The 16,996-nt window shown below is 34.1% G+C and carries 16 protein-coding genes; 6 read left to right on the top strand and 10 right to left on the bottom strand.

Translation table 11 applies throughout. The features are described 5' to 3' along the window. The first annotated feature begins 111 nt into the window (after window positions 1-111). Window positions 112-609, top strand: coding sequence for a CotY/CotZ family spore coat protein (locus CWS01_RS01590; RefSeq protein ID WP_101175286.1), 498 nt, complete (start codon window positions 112-114; stop codon window positions 607-609). Window positions 610-925: 316 nt separating this feature from the next. On the opposite strand, the gene CWS01_RS01585 is transcribed toward CWS01_RS01590, so the two are convergent. The 4 genes from CWS01_RS01585 to mgtE form a co-directional block, all read right to left on the bottom strand. Next, window positions 926-1,474: a CotO family spore coat protein gene (locus tag CWS01_RS01585; protein ID WP_101175285.1), complete on the bottom strand. Its 549-nt coding sequence runs from the start codon at window positions 1,472-1,474 to the stop codon at window positions 926-928. 191 nt (window positions 1,475-1,665) lie between these two features. Next, complete coding sequence (gene fabI, locus CWS01_RS01580; protein ID WP_101175284.1) at window positions 1,666-2,439, bottom strand: enoyl-ACP reductase FabI; 774 nt, start codon at window positions 2,437-2,439, stop codon at window positions 1,666-1,668. A gap of 208 nt (window positions 2,440-2,647) precedes the next feature. Further along, window positions 2,648-4,468, bottom strand: a complete 1,821-nt coding sequence (locus CWS01_RS01575; RefSeq protein WP_101175360.1) for a monovalent cation:proton antiporter family protein — start codon at window positions 4,466-4,468, stop codon at window positions 2,648-2,650. 104 nt (window positions 4,469-4,572) lie between these two features. Beyond that, complete coding sequence (gene mgtE / locus CWS01_RS01570; protein WP_101175283.1) at window positions 4,573-5,943, bottom strand: magnesium transporter; 1,371 nt, start codon at window positions 5,941-5,943, stop codon at window positions 4,573-4,575. Window positions 5,944-6,217: 274 nt separating this feature from the next. Here mgtE and prpE point away from each other — a divergent pair, with 274 nt between their 5' ends. Beyond that, window positions 6,218-6,955, top strand: coding sequence for a bis(5'-nucleosyl)-tetraphosphatase PrpE (gene prpE, locus CWS01_RS01565; RefSeq protein WP_101175282.1), 738 nt, complete (start codon window positions 6,218-6,220; stop codon window positions 6,953-6,955). A gap of 123 nt (window positions 6,956-7,078) precedes the next feature. Here the strand turns inward: prpE and CWS01_RS01560 are convergent, their stop codons facing one another. From CWS01_RS01560 to CWS01_RS01545, 4 genes are all read right to left on the bottom strand, one after another. Continuing rightward, window positions 7,079-7,954, bottom strand: a complete 876-nt coding sequence (locus CWS01_RS01560) for an RluA family pseudouridine synthase (RefSeq protein ID WP_101175359.1) — start codon at window positions 7,952-7,954, stop codon at window positions 7,079-7,081. A gap of 25 nt (window positions 7,955-7,979) precedes the next feature. Beyond that, window positions 7,980-8,774 (bottom strand): NAD kinase, encoded by a 795-nt coding sequence (locus tag CWS01_RS01555; RefSeq protein WP_101175281.1) that lies wholly within the window; start codon window positions 8,772-8,774, stop codon window positions 7,980-7,982. A 225-nt stretch (window positions 8,775-8,999) separates the two neighbouring features. Further along, entirely contained in the window at window positions 9,000-9,629 is a 630-nt protein-coding gene (locus CWS01_RS01550) for a GTP pyrophosphokinase (RefSeq protein WP_101175280.1), read from the bottom strand. Window positions 9,630-9,718: 89 nt separating this feature from the next. Next, window positions 9,719-10,093, bottom strand: coding sequence for a UPF0738 family protein (locus tag CWS01_RS01545; RefSeq protein ID WP_101175279.1), 375 nt, complete (start codon window positions 10,091-10,093; stop codon window positions 9,719-9,721). Window positions 10,094-10,250: 157 nt separating this feature from the next. On the opposite strand from CWS01_RS01545, the gene CWS01_RS01540 reads away from it, so the two are divergent. The 4 genes from CWS01_RS01540 to CWS01_RS01525 all read left to right on the top strand — a co-directional run bounded on the left by CWS01_RS01540 (window position 10,251) and on the right by CWS01_RS01525 (window position 13,113). Then, the gene (locus CWS01_RS01540) at window positions 10,251-10,835 is read left to right on the top strand and encodes a CYTH domain-containing protein (protein WP_101175278.1); all 585 of its coding nucleotides are present in this window, start codon (window positions 10,251-10,253) and stop codon (window positions 10,833-10,835) included. Window positions 10,836-10,880: 45 nt separating this feature from the next. Next, a complete protein-coding gene (locus CWS01_RS01535) occupies window positions 10,881-11,516 on the top strand; it encodes a lytic transglycosylase domain-containing protein (RefSeq protein ID WP_101175277.1) in 636 nt (211 codons plus the stop codon). A 317-nt stretch (window positions 11,517-11,833) separates the two neighbouring features. Further along, window positions 11,834-12,238 carry a globin domain-containing protein gene (locus tag CWS01_RS01530; RefSeq protein WP_101175276.1) on the top strand — a complete coding sequence of 135 codons (405 nt, stop codon included), beginning with the start codon at window positions 11,834-11,836 and terminating at the stop codon, window positions 12,236-12,238. A 2-nt stretch (window positions 12,239-12,240) separates the two neighbouring features. Further along, complete coding sequence (locus tag CWS01_RS01525; RefSeq protein ID WP_101175358.1) at window positions 12,241-13,113, top strand: ClpXP adapter SpxH family protein; 873 nt, start codon at window positions 12,241-12,243, stop codon at window positions 13,111-13,113. A gap of 614 nt (window positions 13,114-13,727) precedes the next feature. On the opposite strand, the gene pepF is transcribed toward CWS01_RS01525, so the two are convergent. Continuing rightward, window positions 13,728-15,545 carry an oligoendopeptidase F gene (pepF, locus tag CWS01_RS01520; protein ID WP_101175275.1) on the bottom strand — a complete coding sequence of 606 codons (1,818 nt, stop codon included), beginning with the start codon at window positions 15,543-15,545 and terminating at the stop codon, window positions 13,728-13,730. A 129-nt stretch (window positions 15,546-15,674) separates the two neighbouring features. After that, on the bottom strand, window positions 15,675-16,889 hold the full coding sequence (locus tag CWS01_RS01515) for a competence protein CoiA (protein WP_101175274.1): 1,215 nt from the start codon (window positions 16,887-16,889) through the stop codon (window positions 15,675-15,677). Window positions 16,890-16,996 lie beyond the last annotated feature (107 nt).

Here is a 16,996-nt window from a genome sequence, read left to right as displayed (position 1 = left end):
AATTTCAAGAAAAAAGGCGTTTGTCCGTAACCCATAAGCCCCTTTGGCAATATGTTAGTAGTGTAGTATCGAAAAAGAAAAAGAAAGAAACAAATAAGGAGGAAATAAATTATGGGTTGTGGAAAAAAAGATGATGTTTTAGGTACATCTAGCTGTGTTTGTGAAGTGGTTCGCGCCATTAAAGATATTCAAGATAATGCAGAAGATAATTGCGAGTGTGAAACAAATTGTTTCTCTGAACCACTAGGCTCCCTTGTCTCTCCGACAAAACGCCATAAAGCAGATACTCGTGTATTCACTTTAAAAACTGCTGACGGTTCACCATTCCATGCTTTCTTTAGAGGAGACGACTGTGCATGTGTATCTATTTTCTTCCGAGTAGAAGATGTATTTGACAACTGCTGTGCAGTATTAAGAGTTCTTGCTCCTGTAAAAAGAACAGAACATGGCAGAGAAACACTTGATATTGTCGGCCATAAAGGAATTGATTTAGGAAAAATTTGTGAATTAGATGGATTCCGCCGTACAAGCGACTGCATCACAGTTGATTTAAAATGCTTCTGTGCAGTTCAATGTATTGCTGATGTAGACTTAGATATTTGTGACTAATAAGTACCTAAGCAAACTAAAAAGGCAAGCGGTTATCCCTTTTACCTTATAAAACCAGTCGATTTCGGCTGGTTATTTTATTTTAGCCTTTTCTTTATGCATAATGATTTCCCTCTATGTTAAACATACTTTTCCCTCACTTTTTAACGTTCATTTTCAATACCTCTTAGTTTAGCTTTCCTCCGACTCTCTCCCATTTTATGCAATATTATATATCTTCATGTTAAAAGAAGTCCCTTTTCAATATACTTCATAAAAATTTCATATTGCGGTAAAAAAACCTCTCCTATTAGGAAGAGGTTTTTACCGCAATATATTATAAACCAATCATTTTTACTTCCTGTATCTTTTCCAAGGATATTTTCATGACGGATTCATTCATTAGCTTCAATTGAACATACTGTTCATCCTTGCCAATAACAAATCCCCTTACATTCTGACTTTCTGTAACTACAATACAAGGTACAGGTGGAAGCTGTTTTGGAAAATTCAACAAATAGATAAGCTTTTCATCTGTAGACATTTCTTTAAAACTTTTTAATCGTTTAAATGCAGTTTGTTTATGTTGTTTTTCCTCTTTTCCTTGTGACTCATTATATTCGATAATCTGCTTTTGCACATCCAAAGAACTGCTGTCTGGAAACTTTTCTTGCCGTATTTGTTTTTCCTTTTCCATAACTTTTTTTTGTTTTTCTAATTGCTTTAGCTGTTCTTCTCTTTTTTTAGCTTCTAAATTTGCTTTTTGTTTTTCTTCCTTAAATTTTTTTGAGGAAAAAGTCGTCTGCATCGTATTATTTAAGATAGATGGGTTTGGTTTTTGAACAAATGCTGAGGAATTCTTATCCTTCATCTTCTTCTTAGGCATTTTTTTCACCTCCTAAAAAGCACTCATTTTTCTATAATCTTATTTTCTCTTAATGTATGCATAAATCGCTCAATAAGTTAACAAGTGCCTTTGCTACATTTTATTAAAAAAGGTGGATGCTTATTTCTTTTCCCACAAAAAAACGTTATTTTTCTATATAGAAAAATAACGTTAGTACATAAATTGTAACCTTATGAAATAATATGATACCCAGAATCCACATGAATATTTTCGCCAGTAATTCCTCTTGCCATATCACTAAATAAAAATACTGCCGTATCTCCCACCTCTTCGGGAGTAGTAGTTCTTCTTAGTGGAGAGCGCTCTTCGATTTCCTTCAGAATGGAATTAAAATCACTGATTCCTTTTGCAGAAAGTGTACGAATTGGACCTGCAGAAATAGAGTTCACACGAATGCCTTCTTTACCTAAATCAGATGCTAAATAGCGGACACTTGCATCCAATGAAGCTTTGGCAACACCCATTACATTATAATTTCTTATCGCACGCTCGCCGCCAAGATATGTTAATGTAACAATGCTTCCTCCTTCTGTCATTAATCCTTTTGCTTCTTTTGCCACCGCTGTTAATGAGTAAGAACTGATATTATGAGCTAATAAGAATCCTTCTCTTGTTGTATTCATATAGTCGCCTTGTAATTCTTCTTTATTGGCAAAAGCGATACAATGGGCAACACCATGAATAACACCCACTTCTTTTTGAATTTCTTGAAAACAAACTGCCACTTCTGCATCATTTGTTACATCACAAGGAAGAACAATGCTGTCTTTTGTATCTAATGTTGCCACAAGATCACGAACACTTTTTTCCAATCTTTCCCCTGCATACGTAAAAATTAAACGTGCACCGGCTTTATTCAGGGAAGTAGCAATTCCCCATGCAATACTTCTTTTATTTGCAACACCCATAACAACAAAGGTTTTGCCTTTTAATGAAAGAGTCATTCTGTTTCCTCCTATATACTATTACAAGTTATTAGTACCTAGTACTAATTTTACTACAAAGAAGCAAAAAAGAAAAGCCTTGTCCTATAGTCTATTTACTTATTTTACTTATTTTTCCTATTATAAATTTAAGATACAAAAGAATCCATCATTAAAATAAAAAGAGCTATCCAATAGCTGAAAATCAACTTATTGGATAGCCACATTTTTATCTACAAAATTCTAGCTTGTTTTTTAATTCTCTTACATACTCTTCTGATCCTGTAACAATTAAATGATCATTATAATGCAGTTCTGTATCACCATGTGGTACAACCGAATCACTTCCTCGGAAAATGCGAACAAAAATGACATCCCCGGTAAACGGAAACGTTCTTAATGATATACCTTCAAAATCTCTATTTTTCAGCGTGATTTCATGCAAAGCTGTTTCGTTATTTCCTAATAAAGAAAAAATGCTTGGAGATTGAATTAATGCACTCAATAATGTTTTCGTAGATGACAGCATCGAGAATACTTCAATTCCTTCTCGTCTTAGCGCTTCTTCATTTTCTATATCTTCTGCACGACAGATTACTCGTTCTACTCCTGCTTCTTTGAAAAATAAGCCTATCTCTGCATTTTTTACAGTATCGCTAGTAGAAATAACGACAATATCAGATAAAAAGATATCTGTTTGTTCTAGCACTTCCTGTGAATATTGATCTAGCTCATTTATTTCAAAAAGTGAATCAGCAATGGTAAAATCCTGTTTTTCCTGCTTTTTATGATAAAAAGTAACTTTATATAAAGAAGATTTTAAATCTTGGTATACTTGCATGGTTACTTGATTTACTCCAATAATGGAAATGCGAAGCACTTTTTCTTCCACTGCTTCTTTTGGAAAAAGTTTTTTAAATAAAATTGGTGTAATAATACAAGAAATAATCGCAACTAAAATAAAAATGCCGCTCATTTGTGTTGAGATAATGTTCATTCTTTCTCCAATAGCAGCAGCTGCAATCACTAAGGATAATGTCGAAGTCAACAAAAAACCTGAGGCAAAAATCGTTTTTATATCATACCATTTTTTTAAATAAAAAATAGGAATTAGCTTGCTTGCTAATAATGCAACTAATAAAAGAGGAATGAATAAAAGCAGTTTTAGATCTGTAAACAAAGACCATATATCCATTTTCACACCAATCATTACAAAGAAAGTGGGAATTAAAAAACCATAACCAAAGGAATCTAATTGATGCACCAATTCCTCATTTGGCGATAGCAAGGACACTAACACGCCTGCCAAAAAAGCTCCCAGAATGTTTTCTGCCCCAACACTTTCTGACAATGCCACTAAAAAAATAATAAGGGCAAATACAGCTCTTGTGCCAATTTGAACGGTTCCCCGCGAAAGAGAATCCATTATTTTATTGTTTTTAAATCTTCTCCCTGCCGCATATAATAAAACACCTGCTGCAAATAAAACAAGAAGCAGCCATGTATTTCCACCACTCTCATGAATGGAAGCAAATATAGCTAACAAAATCATGGTAGCCAAATCAGCAATTACAGCAACAAGCAGAATAATTTGGCCAATTGCTGATTTCATAATATTTGCTTCTTTTAAGGTTGGCACCACTACACCTAAAGAAATAGTGGAGATAATGATAGTCATAAGGAAAACACTATCTACAAATCCTGCCAGTACAAAACAATAGCTAAGCAGAACAGAAAGAATAAAGATGCCGACAAAAATAATCATGGATGTATTAAATGGATTGGGTTCTGATTTTCCATTGGAAAGTTTTTCTCTTTTTTTCTTGTTAGAAAATGCCGAAAAATCAATTTCAAGTCCGCTTAAAAACATTAAAAAGATAAATCCTAAAGTAGATAGTGTCTCTAGCCACATATCCTCACTCACAACATTGAAACCACTTTTTCCAATAATCAGCCCCATTAATATCTCTGCTACAACAATTGGGATTACATTTAATTTTAATCGATGAAGCAGAATAGGCGTCAACAGCGCCACAACAATAACTATCATTAAAGAAATGACCGATGCCCCATGCACATCTCATTCCCCCTTTTTCGTTATATTTTTCTTTTATCCTCATTTAACGGGAAGACATCACTAATAGCGGTTTTTCTTTATCTTGTTAAATAGCTCATAAACATGGTTGCCATTCCAAAATAAATAAAAATGCTGATAATATCGTTTATCGTTGTAATAAATGGACCAGAGGCTACAGCAGGATCAATTTTAAATTTATTCATAACAATAGGAATAATGGCACCCGCGATTGTCGCCACAATTAATGTTCCTAGAATAGATATTCCTACAAGCATTCCTAAATAAATATCTTGTTGCCAAATAAATACAATAACAGCTACCAGCACTCCACATACCAATCCAGTAATAATTCCTGTTCCAGCTTCTCTTGCAATCAGCTTCCACTTATTTTCTTTTTCTAAATCACCTGTTGCAAGCCCCCGAACCGCAACAGCAAGTGCTTGCGTTCCTGTATTTCCTGCCATGCCGCCAATCAGCGGGATAAACACTGCTAAAATGGCTACTTGATTTAATGTTTCCTCAAATCTGCCAATAAGGCTTGCTGTAAACATCCCAAGAAACAATAAAATAATGAGCCAAGGCAGTCTTTTTTTGGCTGCTGAAAATGGATGTTGGTCAATAAAATCCATATTCGATACTGCGGCAAATTTTGAATAGTCCTCGGATGCTTCTTCTTCTAATACATCAAGAATATCATCCACGGTAATAATTCCAAGCAATCTTTGCTGAAAATCGACAACTGGCAATGCTAAAAAGTCATAGTCTCGCATTTTTCTGGCGACATCTTCCTGATCTTCACTTACACCAACAGAAAATACTCTTTCCTGCATAATATCAGCAATTAACACATGATTATCACTAACAATAAGACTTCTTAAAGATACGACACCGACTAGACGTTTATTCTTATCGACAGCATAAATATAATAAATAGTTTCAGCATCTGGTGCTTCTCTTTTTAAAATAGTCATGGCAGAAGCAACGGTTTGATCTGTAGGAATACTGATATATTCCAGCGTCATAATACTGCCAGCTGTATCTTCCTCATAATCCATTAATGCTTTAATATTATCTGCAGCCTCTTTTTCCATAATCGCCAGATAGCTAATTGCCTGATCTTTTTCTAACGCATTTAATATATCGACAGCATCATCTGCAGACATATCTGCTAACATTTCGGCAACATAGGATGGGATTAGAGTAGCTAATAACTCTTGGTATTCCCAGTCATCCATTTCTAGATTTTCAAACAAATAGGCCATTTCATTTGGCGATAAATAGGAAAAAACCCTTTCTTTTGTTTTTTTCTCCAATTCCTTAAAAAATGAAGCTTGATCATACGGATGAAGTTCTAAAAATTCTTTTCTAAATGCACTTAAGTATTCATTTTGTAAGGAATGGAGCAAGTCATCAAATTTATAAGTTTGTGTAGTTCCTTGTTCTGACATGTTTTTTCCTCCTTTCAAAATTGATATGTTTTTTATAGTAACAAAACATACCGCATTTGTCGTGAATAAACTATTAATTATCTTCTTTTTAATAGATATTATTTTTGCTGGACTAGATTATTTTCCCCTTCTTTAAATAAGTAAAACCATTTTTAAATTTTTCTATTCCATATCGTCTAGTTTTTTTAATATGGGGGTTCTTTGCACAATTAAGGATAAAATAGAAAATATACTGCAACTTAATAGAAAATAGAAAGCTAAGTGGAGGATTTTTATGAAAATAGATATTGTAGGAGATATCCACGGTTGTTTTGCTGAATTCCAACAGCTGACTGAATTGTTAGGCTATCATTGGGATAACAAATATCCTATTCACCCCGAAGGAAGAAAACTTGCCTTTGTTGGAGATTTAACAGATCGTGGCGCTAATTCTTTAGCAGTAATTGAAACTGTTTGGAACCTAAGCAAAAAGGAGCAAGCCTTTTATGTGCCTGGCAATCATTGCAACAAGCTTTACCGTTACTTATTAGGAAATAAGGTTCAAATTACACATGGCTTAGAAACAACTGTTGCAGAACTTCAGGCTTTAAACGATAAGGAGCAAAAAAAAATAAAGCAAATGTTTATCGAACTGTATGAAAATGCACCATTATATCATGTTTTGGATAATAGCCAATGCATCATTGCACATGCAGGAATTCGCGAAGATTATATTGGTAAGTATACGAATAAGGTGAAAACATTTGTTTTATATGGAGACATTACAGGTCAAACACATGAAGATGGATCTCCTGTTCGTAGAGATTGGGCCAAAAATTATCATGGAAAAGCTTGTATCGTCTACGGACATACCCCAGTTAAAGAAGTGCGGACAATAAATAATACTTATAATATTGATACAGGAGCAGTATTCGGAGGGAAACTTACAGCACTTCGTTATCCAGAATTGACAACATTATCTATTCCTTCCAGCATGCCTTTTGTAGAGGAAAAATTTAAAACTTTTGCCTAAAGATAAAAAACGCTTGGGAATTATCCCCCAAGCGTGAGAGTGTAAACAAAGTCAAGAATACACACTTTCAGGCTGATGATTGGTTTGAATTAGAACTGCTTTATAAAAAAACAAGACCTGCTCTTACAATAGGCGCTCCATATCTTTAGGAAGGGGAGCAAAAAAAGAACAGCCCCTCTCCGTAACAGGGTGAATAAATTTAAGAGAAACACAATGAAGTGCTTGCCTATTGATAAGCGTTCTTTTCCCTCCATATAAATCGTCTCCTAATAAAGGATGGCCCATGCTCGATAAATGAACCCTGATTTGATGGGTTCTGCCAGTTTCTAAAAATAGTTCCACTACTGAAAAATCATCATGGACTTCTTGTACGGAAAAATGTGTAATAGCGGTTTGTCCGTCACTTTTTACTTCTCTTTTAATAATACTATCATCCGAACGGCCTATCGGTTTATCAATTGTTCCCTTTAACTCTTGAAATCGACCTTCTGCAAAAGCAAGATAACGCCTGCTAATCGCTCTTAGCTTTTGCTGCTGGCTCAACAAATGATGAATATGCCTATGTTTGGCAATGAGGGCAATCCCAGAGGTATCTCGGTCCAATCTTGTCACGATATGGGTAGTTACATTAAGATTTTTACTGTTGTAATAGCCAACTAATCCATTGGCAAGACTCCCTCTTGGATGCTCTCTTGAAGGGATTGTGCTCATGCCATACTCTTTATTTATAACTAAAAGATAATCATCTTCATATAAAATATTTAAAGGCAACTTCTCTGCCAACAGTCCGCTGCTTTTTATTTCAGGAGGAAAAAAAATCGTTACATGATCATGTTCTTTTAGCAAATAGCGAACATTTTGTTCCCTGCTATTCACCAATATTTTTCCGCCTTTAAACTTAATATCTGTTAATGCTGCTTTCGATATATTTTTTTCTTTAAGAAAATCCCGCAGCAGCATTTTTTCCTTTTCTCCAACTGTCCACTCTAGCTTAAACACTGACAATTTCGTTCATCCTTTGCCATTACTCTGAAATAAATGAATCATGTACTCTTTTCCAAAAAGGAAAAGATCTGTATCTAGCAAATCGAATCTTTTCATCTGCCACACGATATTGTATTGATTTGACTTCTTTATGCAAAAGTGTTAGATGATCTACAGAAATTTGAAATTTTTGCCCATTTACTGGTTTGAGCACACATGTATGATGTGCAGGCAATATTAATGGCGATCCTACCGTTCGAAAAACTCGATTATTAATAGATGCCATTTCTGCTAATTGAATGGCTTCAAGGGATGGATGAACAATTGCACCACCCAATGCTTTATTATAAGCAGTACTGCCAGATGGCGTAGAAATGCATAAACCATCTCCTCTAAATCTTTCAAAATGCTCTCCTTTTATTTCTACATCCATAACAAAGGTTCCCTCTATACTTTTAACAGTCGATTCATTTAATGCCAAATATCTAGTTGCCTTTTCTTCTCCCTGATAATGAACAACTACCTCTAAAAGTGGATATTCCACCGGCTTATAGGAAGTTTTCGCTACAGCAATCACTAATTTTTCCAATGCATCTGGCGTCCAATCCGCATAAAACCCTAAATGGCCAGTATGCATGCCTACAAAAGCCGTTTTATCCAAACGGCTGCTGTATCGGTGGAATGCATATAAAAGGGTTCCATCACCACCAACAGATATCACAATGTCTGGCTCTTCCTCATCATATTCTAGTTCAAAATCAAGCAAATATGTTTTGATAACATCCACTAATTTATCTGATTTTGAATCCCCTTTTGAGGTTACGGCAAATTTCATTGTATTATAGCTCCTCTTTTAACATTTTATTCCTATACAACGGGCAGCCAGACTTTCTACCTAAATAAATTAGGAGAAGTTCTAGGGGAAAAAATCTTGCTCATAAAAGCCCGTATAATAAGAACAATACAGTTTTCCACGATTATACGATTATTTGCTATACACAATTAACAGTCTCAACAAAAGCTGTTAATCATCGTTATCCAATCACTGTTTACCTTACAATCAGTTGTTTTTTGTTTCTTTTTTTCTATTAAAAATCGCCTGAGCTTCTTGAATTTCTCCGCGAATGGTAGACATTTCTTCATCTAATCGAAATGCTGCTTCTGCTGCACTTTGCAATCTCATTTGAATATCCTTTGGAAATTGTCCTTTATATTTGTAATTAAGGGAGTGTTCAATTGTTGCCCAAAAATTCATTGCAAGTGTGCGAATCTGTATTTCCATTAAAATTCTTTTTTCTCCCTTTATCGTTTGTACAGGATATGTAATGACAACATGATAAGATCGGTATCCACTTTTCTTTTTATGTAAAATATAATCTCTTTCTTCTACTATTTCAAAGTCATTTCTTTTTCTTAATAGTTCTACTACTCTTATAATATCGTCAACAAATGGACACATCATACGCAGTCCTGCGATATCTTGCATCTCTGTTTCTAACTTATCTAAGGGAATCCCCTTTACATTCGCTTTATCCAAGATACTTGCAATGGGTTTTACTCGCCCTGTCACAAACTCAATGGGGGAATGCTCGTCTTCCTGATTAAACTGGCTGCGCATTCCTTTTAATTTTACTTTCAGCTCATCAACCGCTTGTTTGTAAGGGGCCAAAAACTGCTCCCAATTCTTCATATGTACAACACCCCATTTTCATAGGCTCCCCTAGATCGATGTTTATTGCGTTTTTGTCACAAAATTATTCTTAAATTCATGAATATGCGTTATTTTTGTATAAATGCCGCTTCTACAGCCTTCTCCATTTCTTCTCCATAATTCCCATTTCCTTCTATATTCTGAATTAGGTAATCTAATTCTTCTAAAAATTGCTCTAAGGCTATTTTTTCGCTGCCATTGCTTATATAAACAGGAACCCCTAACTCTTTGCTTTCTTTTATTTCGCTCCAATATTCTTTTGCAATCACCAAATAAACATACTGATCATCTGTTTCTAATAAATAGATAAAACTTATATCATCAGAATCTACTAACATTTGTCCCGCTGCTTTTATATGATCAAATGGAATCGACTGATCCACACTTAAAATTAGTTCCTTTTCCATTAATTCTGCTTTTATAATTTGTAATTTTTTATTCATTTTTCACCCTCCATACTACGCACTATTTTACCACATCCATTTAATTTCTCCTAAACATTGAAGTTAACTAGAAACAACGCGATAATAAAGGAAAAAAGCTTATCCTTAAACGATTCAAATAAAATTGTTCATTCATACAAGAAAGGATTTTGAAAATATGTCGCAAAATATCGAAATTGAATTTAAAAATTTATTGACAAAAAAAGAATATTTACAATTAAAAGGCCATTTTGGCATAAAAGATGAGGATTTATTTAAACAAGAAAATCATTATTTTGACACAAGTGATTTTCTCTTAAAAAAAAATAAAGCAGCACTAAGAATTCGAAAAAAACAAGACTTTTACGAATTAACTCTAAAACAGCCACATAAAGAAGGTCTGCTAGAAACAAATAAAACACTTACGGAACAAGAAAGTGATGATATTTTTAAAACAGGTGTGATTAAAGAGGAGCAAATAATAAATTTATTAGTACAAATGGATATTCCACCAGACAATATTCAATATTTTGGTTCCTTGACTACTGTTCGAGCTGAAAAAAAAATTGGAAATGGTTTACTTGTTTTAGATCATAGTTTTTATTTAAATGAAGAAGATTTTGAGTTAGAATATGAAGTGACTAATCGACAAAAAGGCCAAACGAATTTCGAGCAAATTCTACAAAAATTTCAAATTCCAAAGCGCCAAACAAAAAATAAAGTTCAGCGCTTTTATGATAAAAAATACGAACAGCAAAACTAATAGCTGCTGTAAACATATCTTCGTTAAATAATTTGGAGGATGTTCATGAAAATTGATCAATTAAAAGCCTTATTGGAACTACAAACGATGCAAAATTTTTCATTAGGCAATACTAACAGTACAAATAGCACAAACACCTCTCTATTTCAGGAATTGCTTGGAAACATGACAACAGATACATCGATGCAGGAAAACAATATCCTAGAAAACACGCTTGGTTCCGCTGTTTTATCAAACACAAATGTAAATAGTTTGGCATTGCTGCCAAAGAGTCTAACAAAATTAACAGATTCATCCAGTGCAAATTCAGACTATCAAGAAATTATTCAAGAGGCAGCTGCTAAATATAATGTGCCAGAAAAGCTGATCGAATCTGTTATTAAAGTAGAATCAAACTTCAATCCGAATGCTACCAGCTACGCTGGGGCTTCAGGATTAATGCAGCTTATGCCTAGTACTGCTAAATCCTTAGGTATAACGAACGCCTTTAATCCAGAAGATAATATTATGGGAGGAACAAAGTATCTAAGCCAAATGCTGGATAAATATAATGGTAATGTCAAAATGGCGTTGGCAGCGTATAATGCCGGCCCGGGGAATGTTGACAAATATGGCGGAATTCCTCCATTTAAAGAAACACAAAACTATGTTGAAAAAGTGACAAATCATTACTTTGCATAATCTCTAATCATTTAGAATACTGATAAATTTTTATATTCCAATTCTCCTTCTGCTATGGGAATTTATAAATTGTAGCAGGTGGGGTTTGGGACTGCATTTTGTTTCATACACCGCTTAAAACTAAAAATCAAGATAGATATTTAGATAGATAATGACTTCATTTTGAAACTTGTTCTATTCTCCACAAGCTATTTATTTGTACAAAGAAACCACGATTGCTAAAATATAAAATATACAACAATAACTAACTGTTATTCTATTCGTCGTAATATCCGTATTAATAGTAACTACTTGTATGAATAAAGGAGTTTTTTTTGATGGTTGAAAAAATGCCCACACCTTATGAAATGATTGGTGAACACACATTAAGTAAACTCGTAGATGCTTTTTATAAACGTGTAGCAAGCCATCCTGATCTGGCTCCTATCTTTCCTAAAGATCTCACAGAAACTGCCCGTAAACAAAAGCAATTTCTTACTCAATATTTAGGAGGGCCCTCTCTTTATACAAAAGAGCATGGACACCCTATGCTGCGTGCTAGACATTTGCCTTTTCCTATCACAGAAAAACGAGCAAATGCCTGGTTATCCTGTATGTATGATGCAATGAATGAAATAGAGCTGGATGCATCTATCCGCGAAGGATTATTTTCAAGACTTGCGTTAACAGCAAAGCACATGATTAATTCGGTGGAAAATGAAAATAAAAAAGGTGATAACTAGTGATAGAAAAAGAATTATTTACATCCAACCCGAACACAGCTTATGACAGTTGCCAGGACAGCAAACCACTTGAAATATATTTATTTATTGATCCGCTATGCCCTGAATGTTGGGCCCTTGAACCTATTATAAAAAAACTGCAAATTGAATATGGCCAATATTTTTCCTTAAAACATGTTGTAAGCGGAAGACTGTCTGCACTTAATGCATGTAAAAAGGACAATTACAGCACGATTGCAGAATTATGGGAAAAGACAGCTAGCAGAACTGGCATGTCCTGTGACGGTTCTGTTTGGTTTGAGAATCCAATTGTCTCCCCTTATTTAGCTTCTATTGCACTCAAAGCTGCAGAACTCCAAGGGAGAAAATCAGGTTTGCGTTTTTTAAGAAAGCTTCAAGAAATGCTTTTTCTTGAAAAACAAAATGTAGCAACATTTGAAGTGCTAAAAGAATGTGCTAAAGATGTTGGTCTTGATGTAATCGAGTTTGTCGCAGATATTCATTCTGAAACTGCCTCCAAAGCATTTCAGTGTGATTTAAGAATTACATCAGAAATGGAAGTATCAGAAAGTCCAACACTTGTATTTTTTAATGAAAACATTGAAGAAGAAGGAATTAAAATAACAGGCTATTATTCATATGAGATATATGTTCAAATCATAGAGGAAATGCTGCAAGTGATCCCGGAAAAAGCAGAACCGCCATCGCTAGAAGCCTTTTTAAAATGCTTTAAACTAGTTGCTTCAAAGGAACTTTCCGTAGTATATAACAAATCTATTCAAGAAATAGAAAGAGAAATGAAAAAATTACAATTAAAACAACTAGTAGAACAGATCCCTGCTAAGTACGGTATGTTTTGGAAATATATAGATTAGCAAAAAGGATAAGAAAAAACGCTTATCCTTCCCTAACCGTATGTTTTATTTTTACTATTCGTTAATGTATCAAAAAGGGGAACAATAAAAAAAGGGCTTGACGTCACAGCGCAAGGCCTTTTTTTATTTTTATTACGAACAAAGGGGATGGGAGAAATTTTTCACGGTCAAACAAAGGGGTATAAGTTTGTTTGTGATTAACTTCACAACACAATAGTATCATAGTAATTTAGCGTTTTCAATAACTTGTGCTTCTGTTCACAAAATAGACAAATATTAAAGTGAATATTTGCAAATAAAGTGGAACTAGCAATCAGTGGGGGGGTTCTCGCCTCCCACTGGTTGTTTCTCGAAACAAGGTAGATTATAGGCTGCCACAACTATATTCTATATTCTGTATCCTTTTCTATTAGGCTTTTACTCAACAAGTTCTCCCCACTTAGATCCTAATCTCGAGGTAGCAGTCAATAAGTCCGTTACTGCGCTATAAAACAAAAAGCATACGAAAATTTTCTTCGCATGCCTTTTGTTTTATAGCCTTATATTTTTTAAAGTTTAACTAAACAACCAGTTCTCTTCACTGGTTGTTCAGTTCCCTTATCTTAAGCTTTTATTTAAGATAATAAACTTTCCATTTCATTAAGTTTTTCTTCAAATACCTTACATGCATTAATGATCGGCATTTTGCTTGTCATGTCTACGCCTGCTTTTTTAAGCACTTCAATTGGATAATCGGAACTGCCGGCTTTTAAAAAGTCAATATAGCGGTCAACTGCCGGCTGTCCTTCCTCTAATATTTGTTTGCTTAATGCGGTTGCAGCACTATATCCTGTCGCGTATTGATAAACATAATAATCGTAGTAGAAATGAGGAATTCTTGACCATTCTAAGCCAATTTCCTCATCAATCGTAATATTTTCTTCACCAAAGTATTTTTTGTTCAAATCATAGTATTCTTGCGTAAACAATTCTGCGGTCAAAGCTTCGTTATTCTGCGCTTTCACATGAATTAAATGTTCAAACTCAGCAAACATAGTTTGACGGAATACTGTTGCTCTAAACCCTTCCAAATAATGGTTCAACAAATATAATCGCTTTTTCTCATCTGTAATTGTTTTTAACAGATAGTCATTTAATAGAGCCTCATTACATGTAGATGCAACTTCTGCGACAAAAATGGAATAATTCCCATAAGGATATGGCTGAAATTTGCGTGTATAATAACTATGAACCGAATGGCCGAATTCATGCGCAAGTGTAAATAGATTATTTACATTATCCTGCCAATTCATTAATATATAAGGATTTGTTCCATATGCACCAGAAGAGTATGCACCACTTCTTTTTCCTTTATTTTCGTGCACATCTACCCATCTATTCTCAAATCCTTCTTTTAGAATAGATGCATATTCTTCTCCGAGTGGCGCTAGCCCTTTTATCATATAATCCTTTGCTTCTTCATAGCTGACTTCCATTTTCACATCTTTCACTAGCGGTGTATAAAGATCATACATATGCAATTCTTCTACACCCAACACTTTTTTGCGAAGCTTAATGTAACGATGCAGCAGAGGGAGATATTCATTAATTGTTTCCACTAAATTTTCATAAACTTGCTCTGGAATATTATTTGCAGAAAGCGCGGCATGACGTGCTGATTTATAATTGCGTACTTTTGCATTAAATGTATGATTTTTCACTGTTCCACTTAATGTAGAGGAAAATGTATTTTTGAATTTTCCATATGTTTCATACACTGCCATGAATGCATCATGGCGCACTCTTTGATCTTCACTTTCAAGAAAACGAGAGTATCTGCCATGTGTCACTTCTACTTCTTCTCCGTTTTCATCTTTTATGCTCGGAAATTCTAAATCTGCGTTATTTAACATGCCAAATGTATTGCTGGATGCATCCAATACTTCTGAAGCTTGTGCAAGCAAGGCCTCCTGCTCTGCTGAAAGAACATGTGGACGCTGCAGGTTAATTTCTTCTAACGCTTTTTCATATAACTTTAATTCTTCCTTTTCTTCTAAAAAGCTTTTAATTGTTGCTTCTTCAATTAATAAAATTTCTGGCACAATAAAGCTGAGTGAGCTGGCAGCTTGAGCATAAAGATTTTTAATTCTTCCATCAAATCCTTGATAGAAGCTATTTGTCGTGTCTTGATCATAGCGCATATGGGCATATGTATATAGCTTGCCTAAACGGCTTAACAGCTTATCTTGAAAGTCAAGGGCATTATACAATGTATCTGCTCCTTCTGCTAATTTCCCTTGATATTCGGCCGCATGTTCTGAAATCTGTTGTACTTCTTTAAATTCTTTTTCCCATTCTTCATCTGTTGCATATATATCTTCTAGCTTCCATGTATCCTCTGCTGGAACTTCCTTTCGAAGCGGCAATTTTTTTACATTTGACTCTTTTGTCATTTTTAGTCCCCCAGTCCTAAATTTCGCATAGCGAAACTCTATACTATTCTTCAATAATTCTACCTTTTTACCGGATTTCCTGCTTTAGCAGCCATTTTTCTAAAAGCCATCTCTTTATGCATATTTAATTTACCCTATTCCTCCTTCATTTATTTTCCTTGCTAACAAGACTTTAGCATATTTTTTATAAAATTCATCTTCCCAAAGATGCTGGTTCTGATAATGAAAGTCTGTTTTTATTTCTCCTTTAAATAAAAAAAAATTCGGTTTAATTTCCTGTACTATATTTATTTTCACAAGAGTTTGTAAGTAGTCTAAAACAGCATGTTTCCAGCTCTTTTCATCCGTTTCTAATAGAAGTTTTCTTAATTTAATATGCTGATTGTCTATTCGTCGATAAAAATAATCCAATATTTTTTGAAAGGAAATTATTTTCCCTTTATTTTCTCCTAAAAAACTATCGATAATAACAAATGTTTGCCAAAATAAAGAAGGTGTCTCAAATAGGATAGTAGATGGTAGAGGAATGCCTATATATGGAGGCAAAAAATGTGGATGGAGTTTATGGAGATATATTTCTTTTAAAAACTGGTTATTTATATTTGTTTGATAATGGATATGATACATTTTCTGTTTTCTAATCCCATGCTTCCATTGATCCAATGGAAGCATGGGATTATATTTTTGAATAGAAGGAAAATCAGTTAACTCTTTTAATGATTTTGTTGTGCATATGCAATAAGTTTGATTAACTGTTAAAGGAAAAAAAGAATGGTAAAAGTAGAATTTTTGTTGGATGGAGCAATAAGATGGAAGAATATACTGCTCATGATAATTTACGATGAATTGAGATGAAAATGTGGATAAACGAAGCATACCTCTTGTTACTTTTTTCATATTTTTAAATCCAAGAATCCAAATAGGCACAATCTGTCTACTTAAATAACCAGATGTCCGTTTCCTTAATAAGTCTGTATTAATGGGAGAACATTGATATTCTATCACATAGTACTGATTATTGATTACAACTCCTATATCTCCTCGTTGTTTAATAAAAGAAAAATATGGCTCTAATTCTGGATTCAGTCCCATCCTTTTAAGATAATAATATAACTGTAGTTTTCCCTCTAGATGATAACTTGACTCAGCTTCCGCATTTGCCTGACACCCCCTTTCTCTTTCATGTGCAAAATGCATGATTTTTTTCTCCCCCATTTTCAAAATCACTTTTCCATTGCATTCAGGACAGTAAAAGGAAACATTTTGACGCATTTTTTTGAGATTTCCCCTTTTTGTCTTCCATAAATTAATTATCTGTCCACTTTCTAGCTTGGCGGTAAACAATCTAGATCACACTCCTTTTCGTATTATACTTCTATTCTCCTTAAGATTGTCCATTTCCTTCATTTAATTATCTATCTTGCTGCAATCCCTCTCTACCTAAGGAATAA

This window comes from Niallia nealsonii (assembly GCF_002835805.1).
Lineage (GTDB): Bacteria > Bacillota > Bacilli > Bacillales > Cytobacillaceae > Niallia > Niallia nealsonii.
Note: the sequence above shows the minus strand (reverse complement) of the source record. Positions and strands in the feature narration are given on the sequence as shown.

Excerpts from the sequence above, each read along its gene's own strand:
- CWS01_RS01590 (WP_101175286.1), top strand. The coding sequence starts at position 112 with ATGGGTTGTGGAAAAAAAGATGATGTTTTAGGTACATCTAGCTGTGTT.
- CWS01_RS01585 (WP_101175285.1), bottom strand. The coding sequence starts at position 1,474 with ATGCCTAAGAAGAAGATGAAGGATAAGAATTCCTCAGCATTTGTTCAA.
- fabI (WP_101175284.1), bottom strand. The coding sequence starts at position 2,439 with ATGACTCTTTCATTAAAAGGCAAAACCTTTGTTGTTATGGGTGTTGCA.
- CWS01_RS01575 (WP_101175360.1), bottom strand. The coding sequence starts at position 4,468 with ATGATAGTTATTGTTGTGGCGCTGTTGACGCCTATTCTGCTTCATCGA.
- mgtE (WP_101175283.1), bottom strand. The coding sequence starts at position 5,943 with ATGTCAGAACAAGGAACTACACAAACTTATAAATTTGATGACTTGCTC.
- prpE (WP_101175282.1), top strand. The coding sequence starts at position 6,218 with ATGAAAATAGATATTGTAGGAGATATCCACGGTTGTTTTGCTGAATTC.
- CWS01_RS01555 (WP_101175281.1), bottom strand. The coding sequence starts at position 8,774 with ATGAAATTTGCCGTAACCTCAAAAGGGGATTCAAAATCAGATAAATTA.
- CWS01_RS01550 (WP_101175280.1), bottom strand. The coding sequence starts at position 9,629 with ATGAAGAATTGGGAGCAGTTTTTGGCCCCTTACAAACAAGCGGTTGAT.
- CWS01_RS01545 (WP_101175279.1), bottom strand. The coding sequence starts at position 10,093 with ATGAATAAAAAATTACAAATTATAAAAGCAGAATTAATGGAAAAGGAA.
- CWS01_RS01540 (WP_101175278.1), top strand. The coding sequence starts at position 10,251 with ATGTCGCAAAATATCGAAATTGAATTTAAAAATTTATTGACAAAAAAA.
- CWS01_RS01535 (WP_101175277.1), top strand. The coding sequence starts at position 10,881 with ATGAAAATTGATCAATTAAAAGCCTTATTGGAACTACAAACGATGCAA.
- CWS01_RS01530 (WP_101175276.1), top strand. The coding sequence starts at position 11,834 with ATGGTTGAAAAAATGCCCACACCTTATGAAATGATTGGTGAACACACA.
- pepF (WP_101175275.1), bottom strand. The coding sequence starts at position 15,545 with ATGACAAAAGAGTCAAATGTAAAAAAATTGCCGCTTCGAAAGGAAGTT.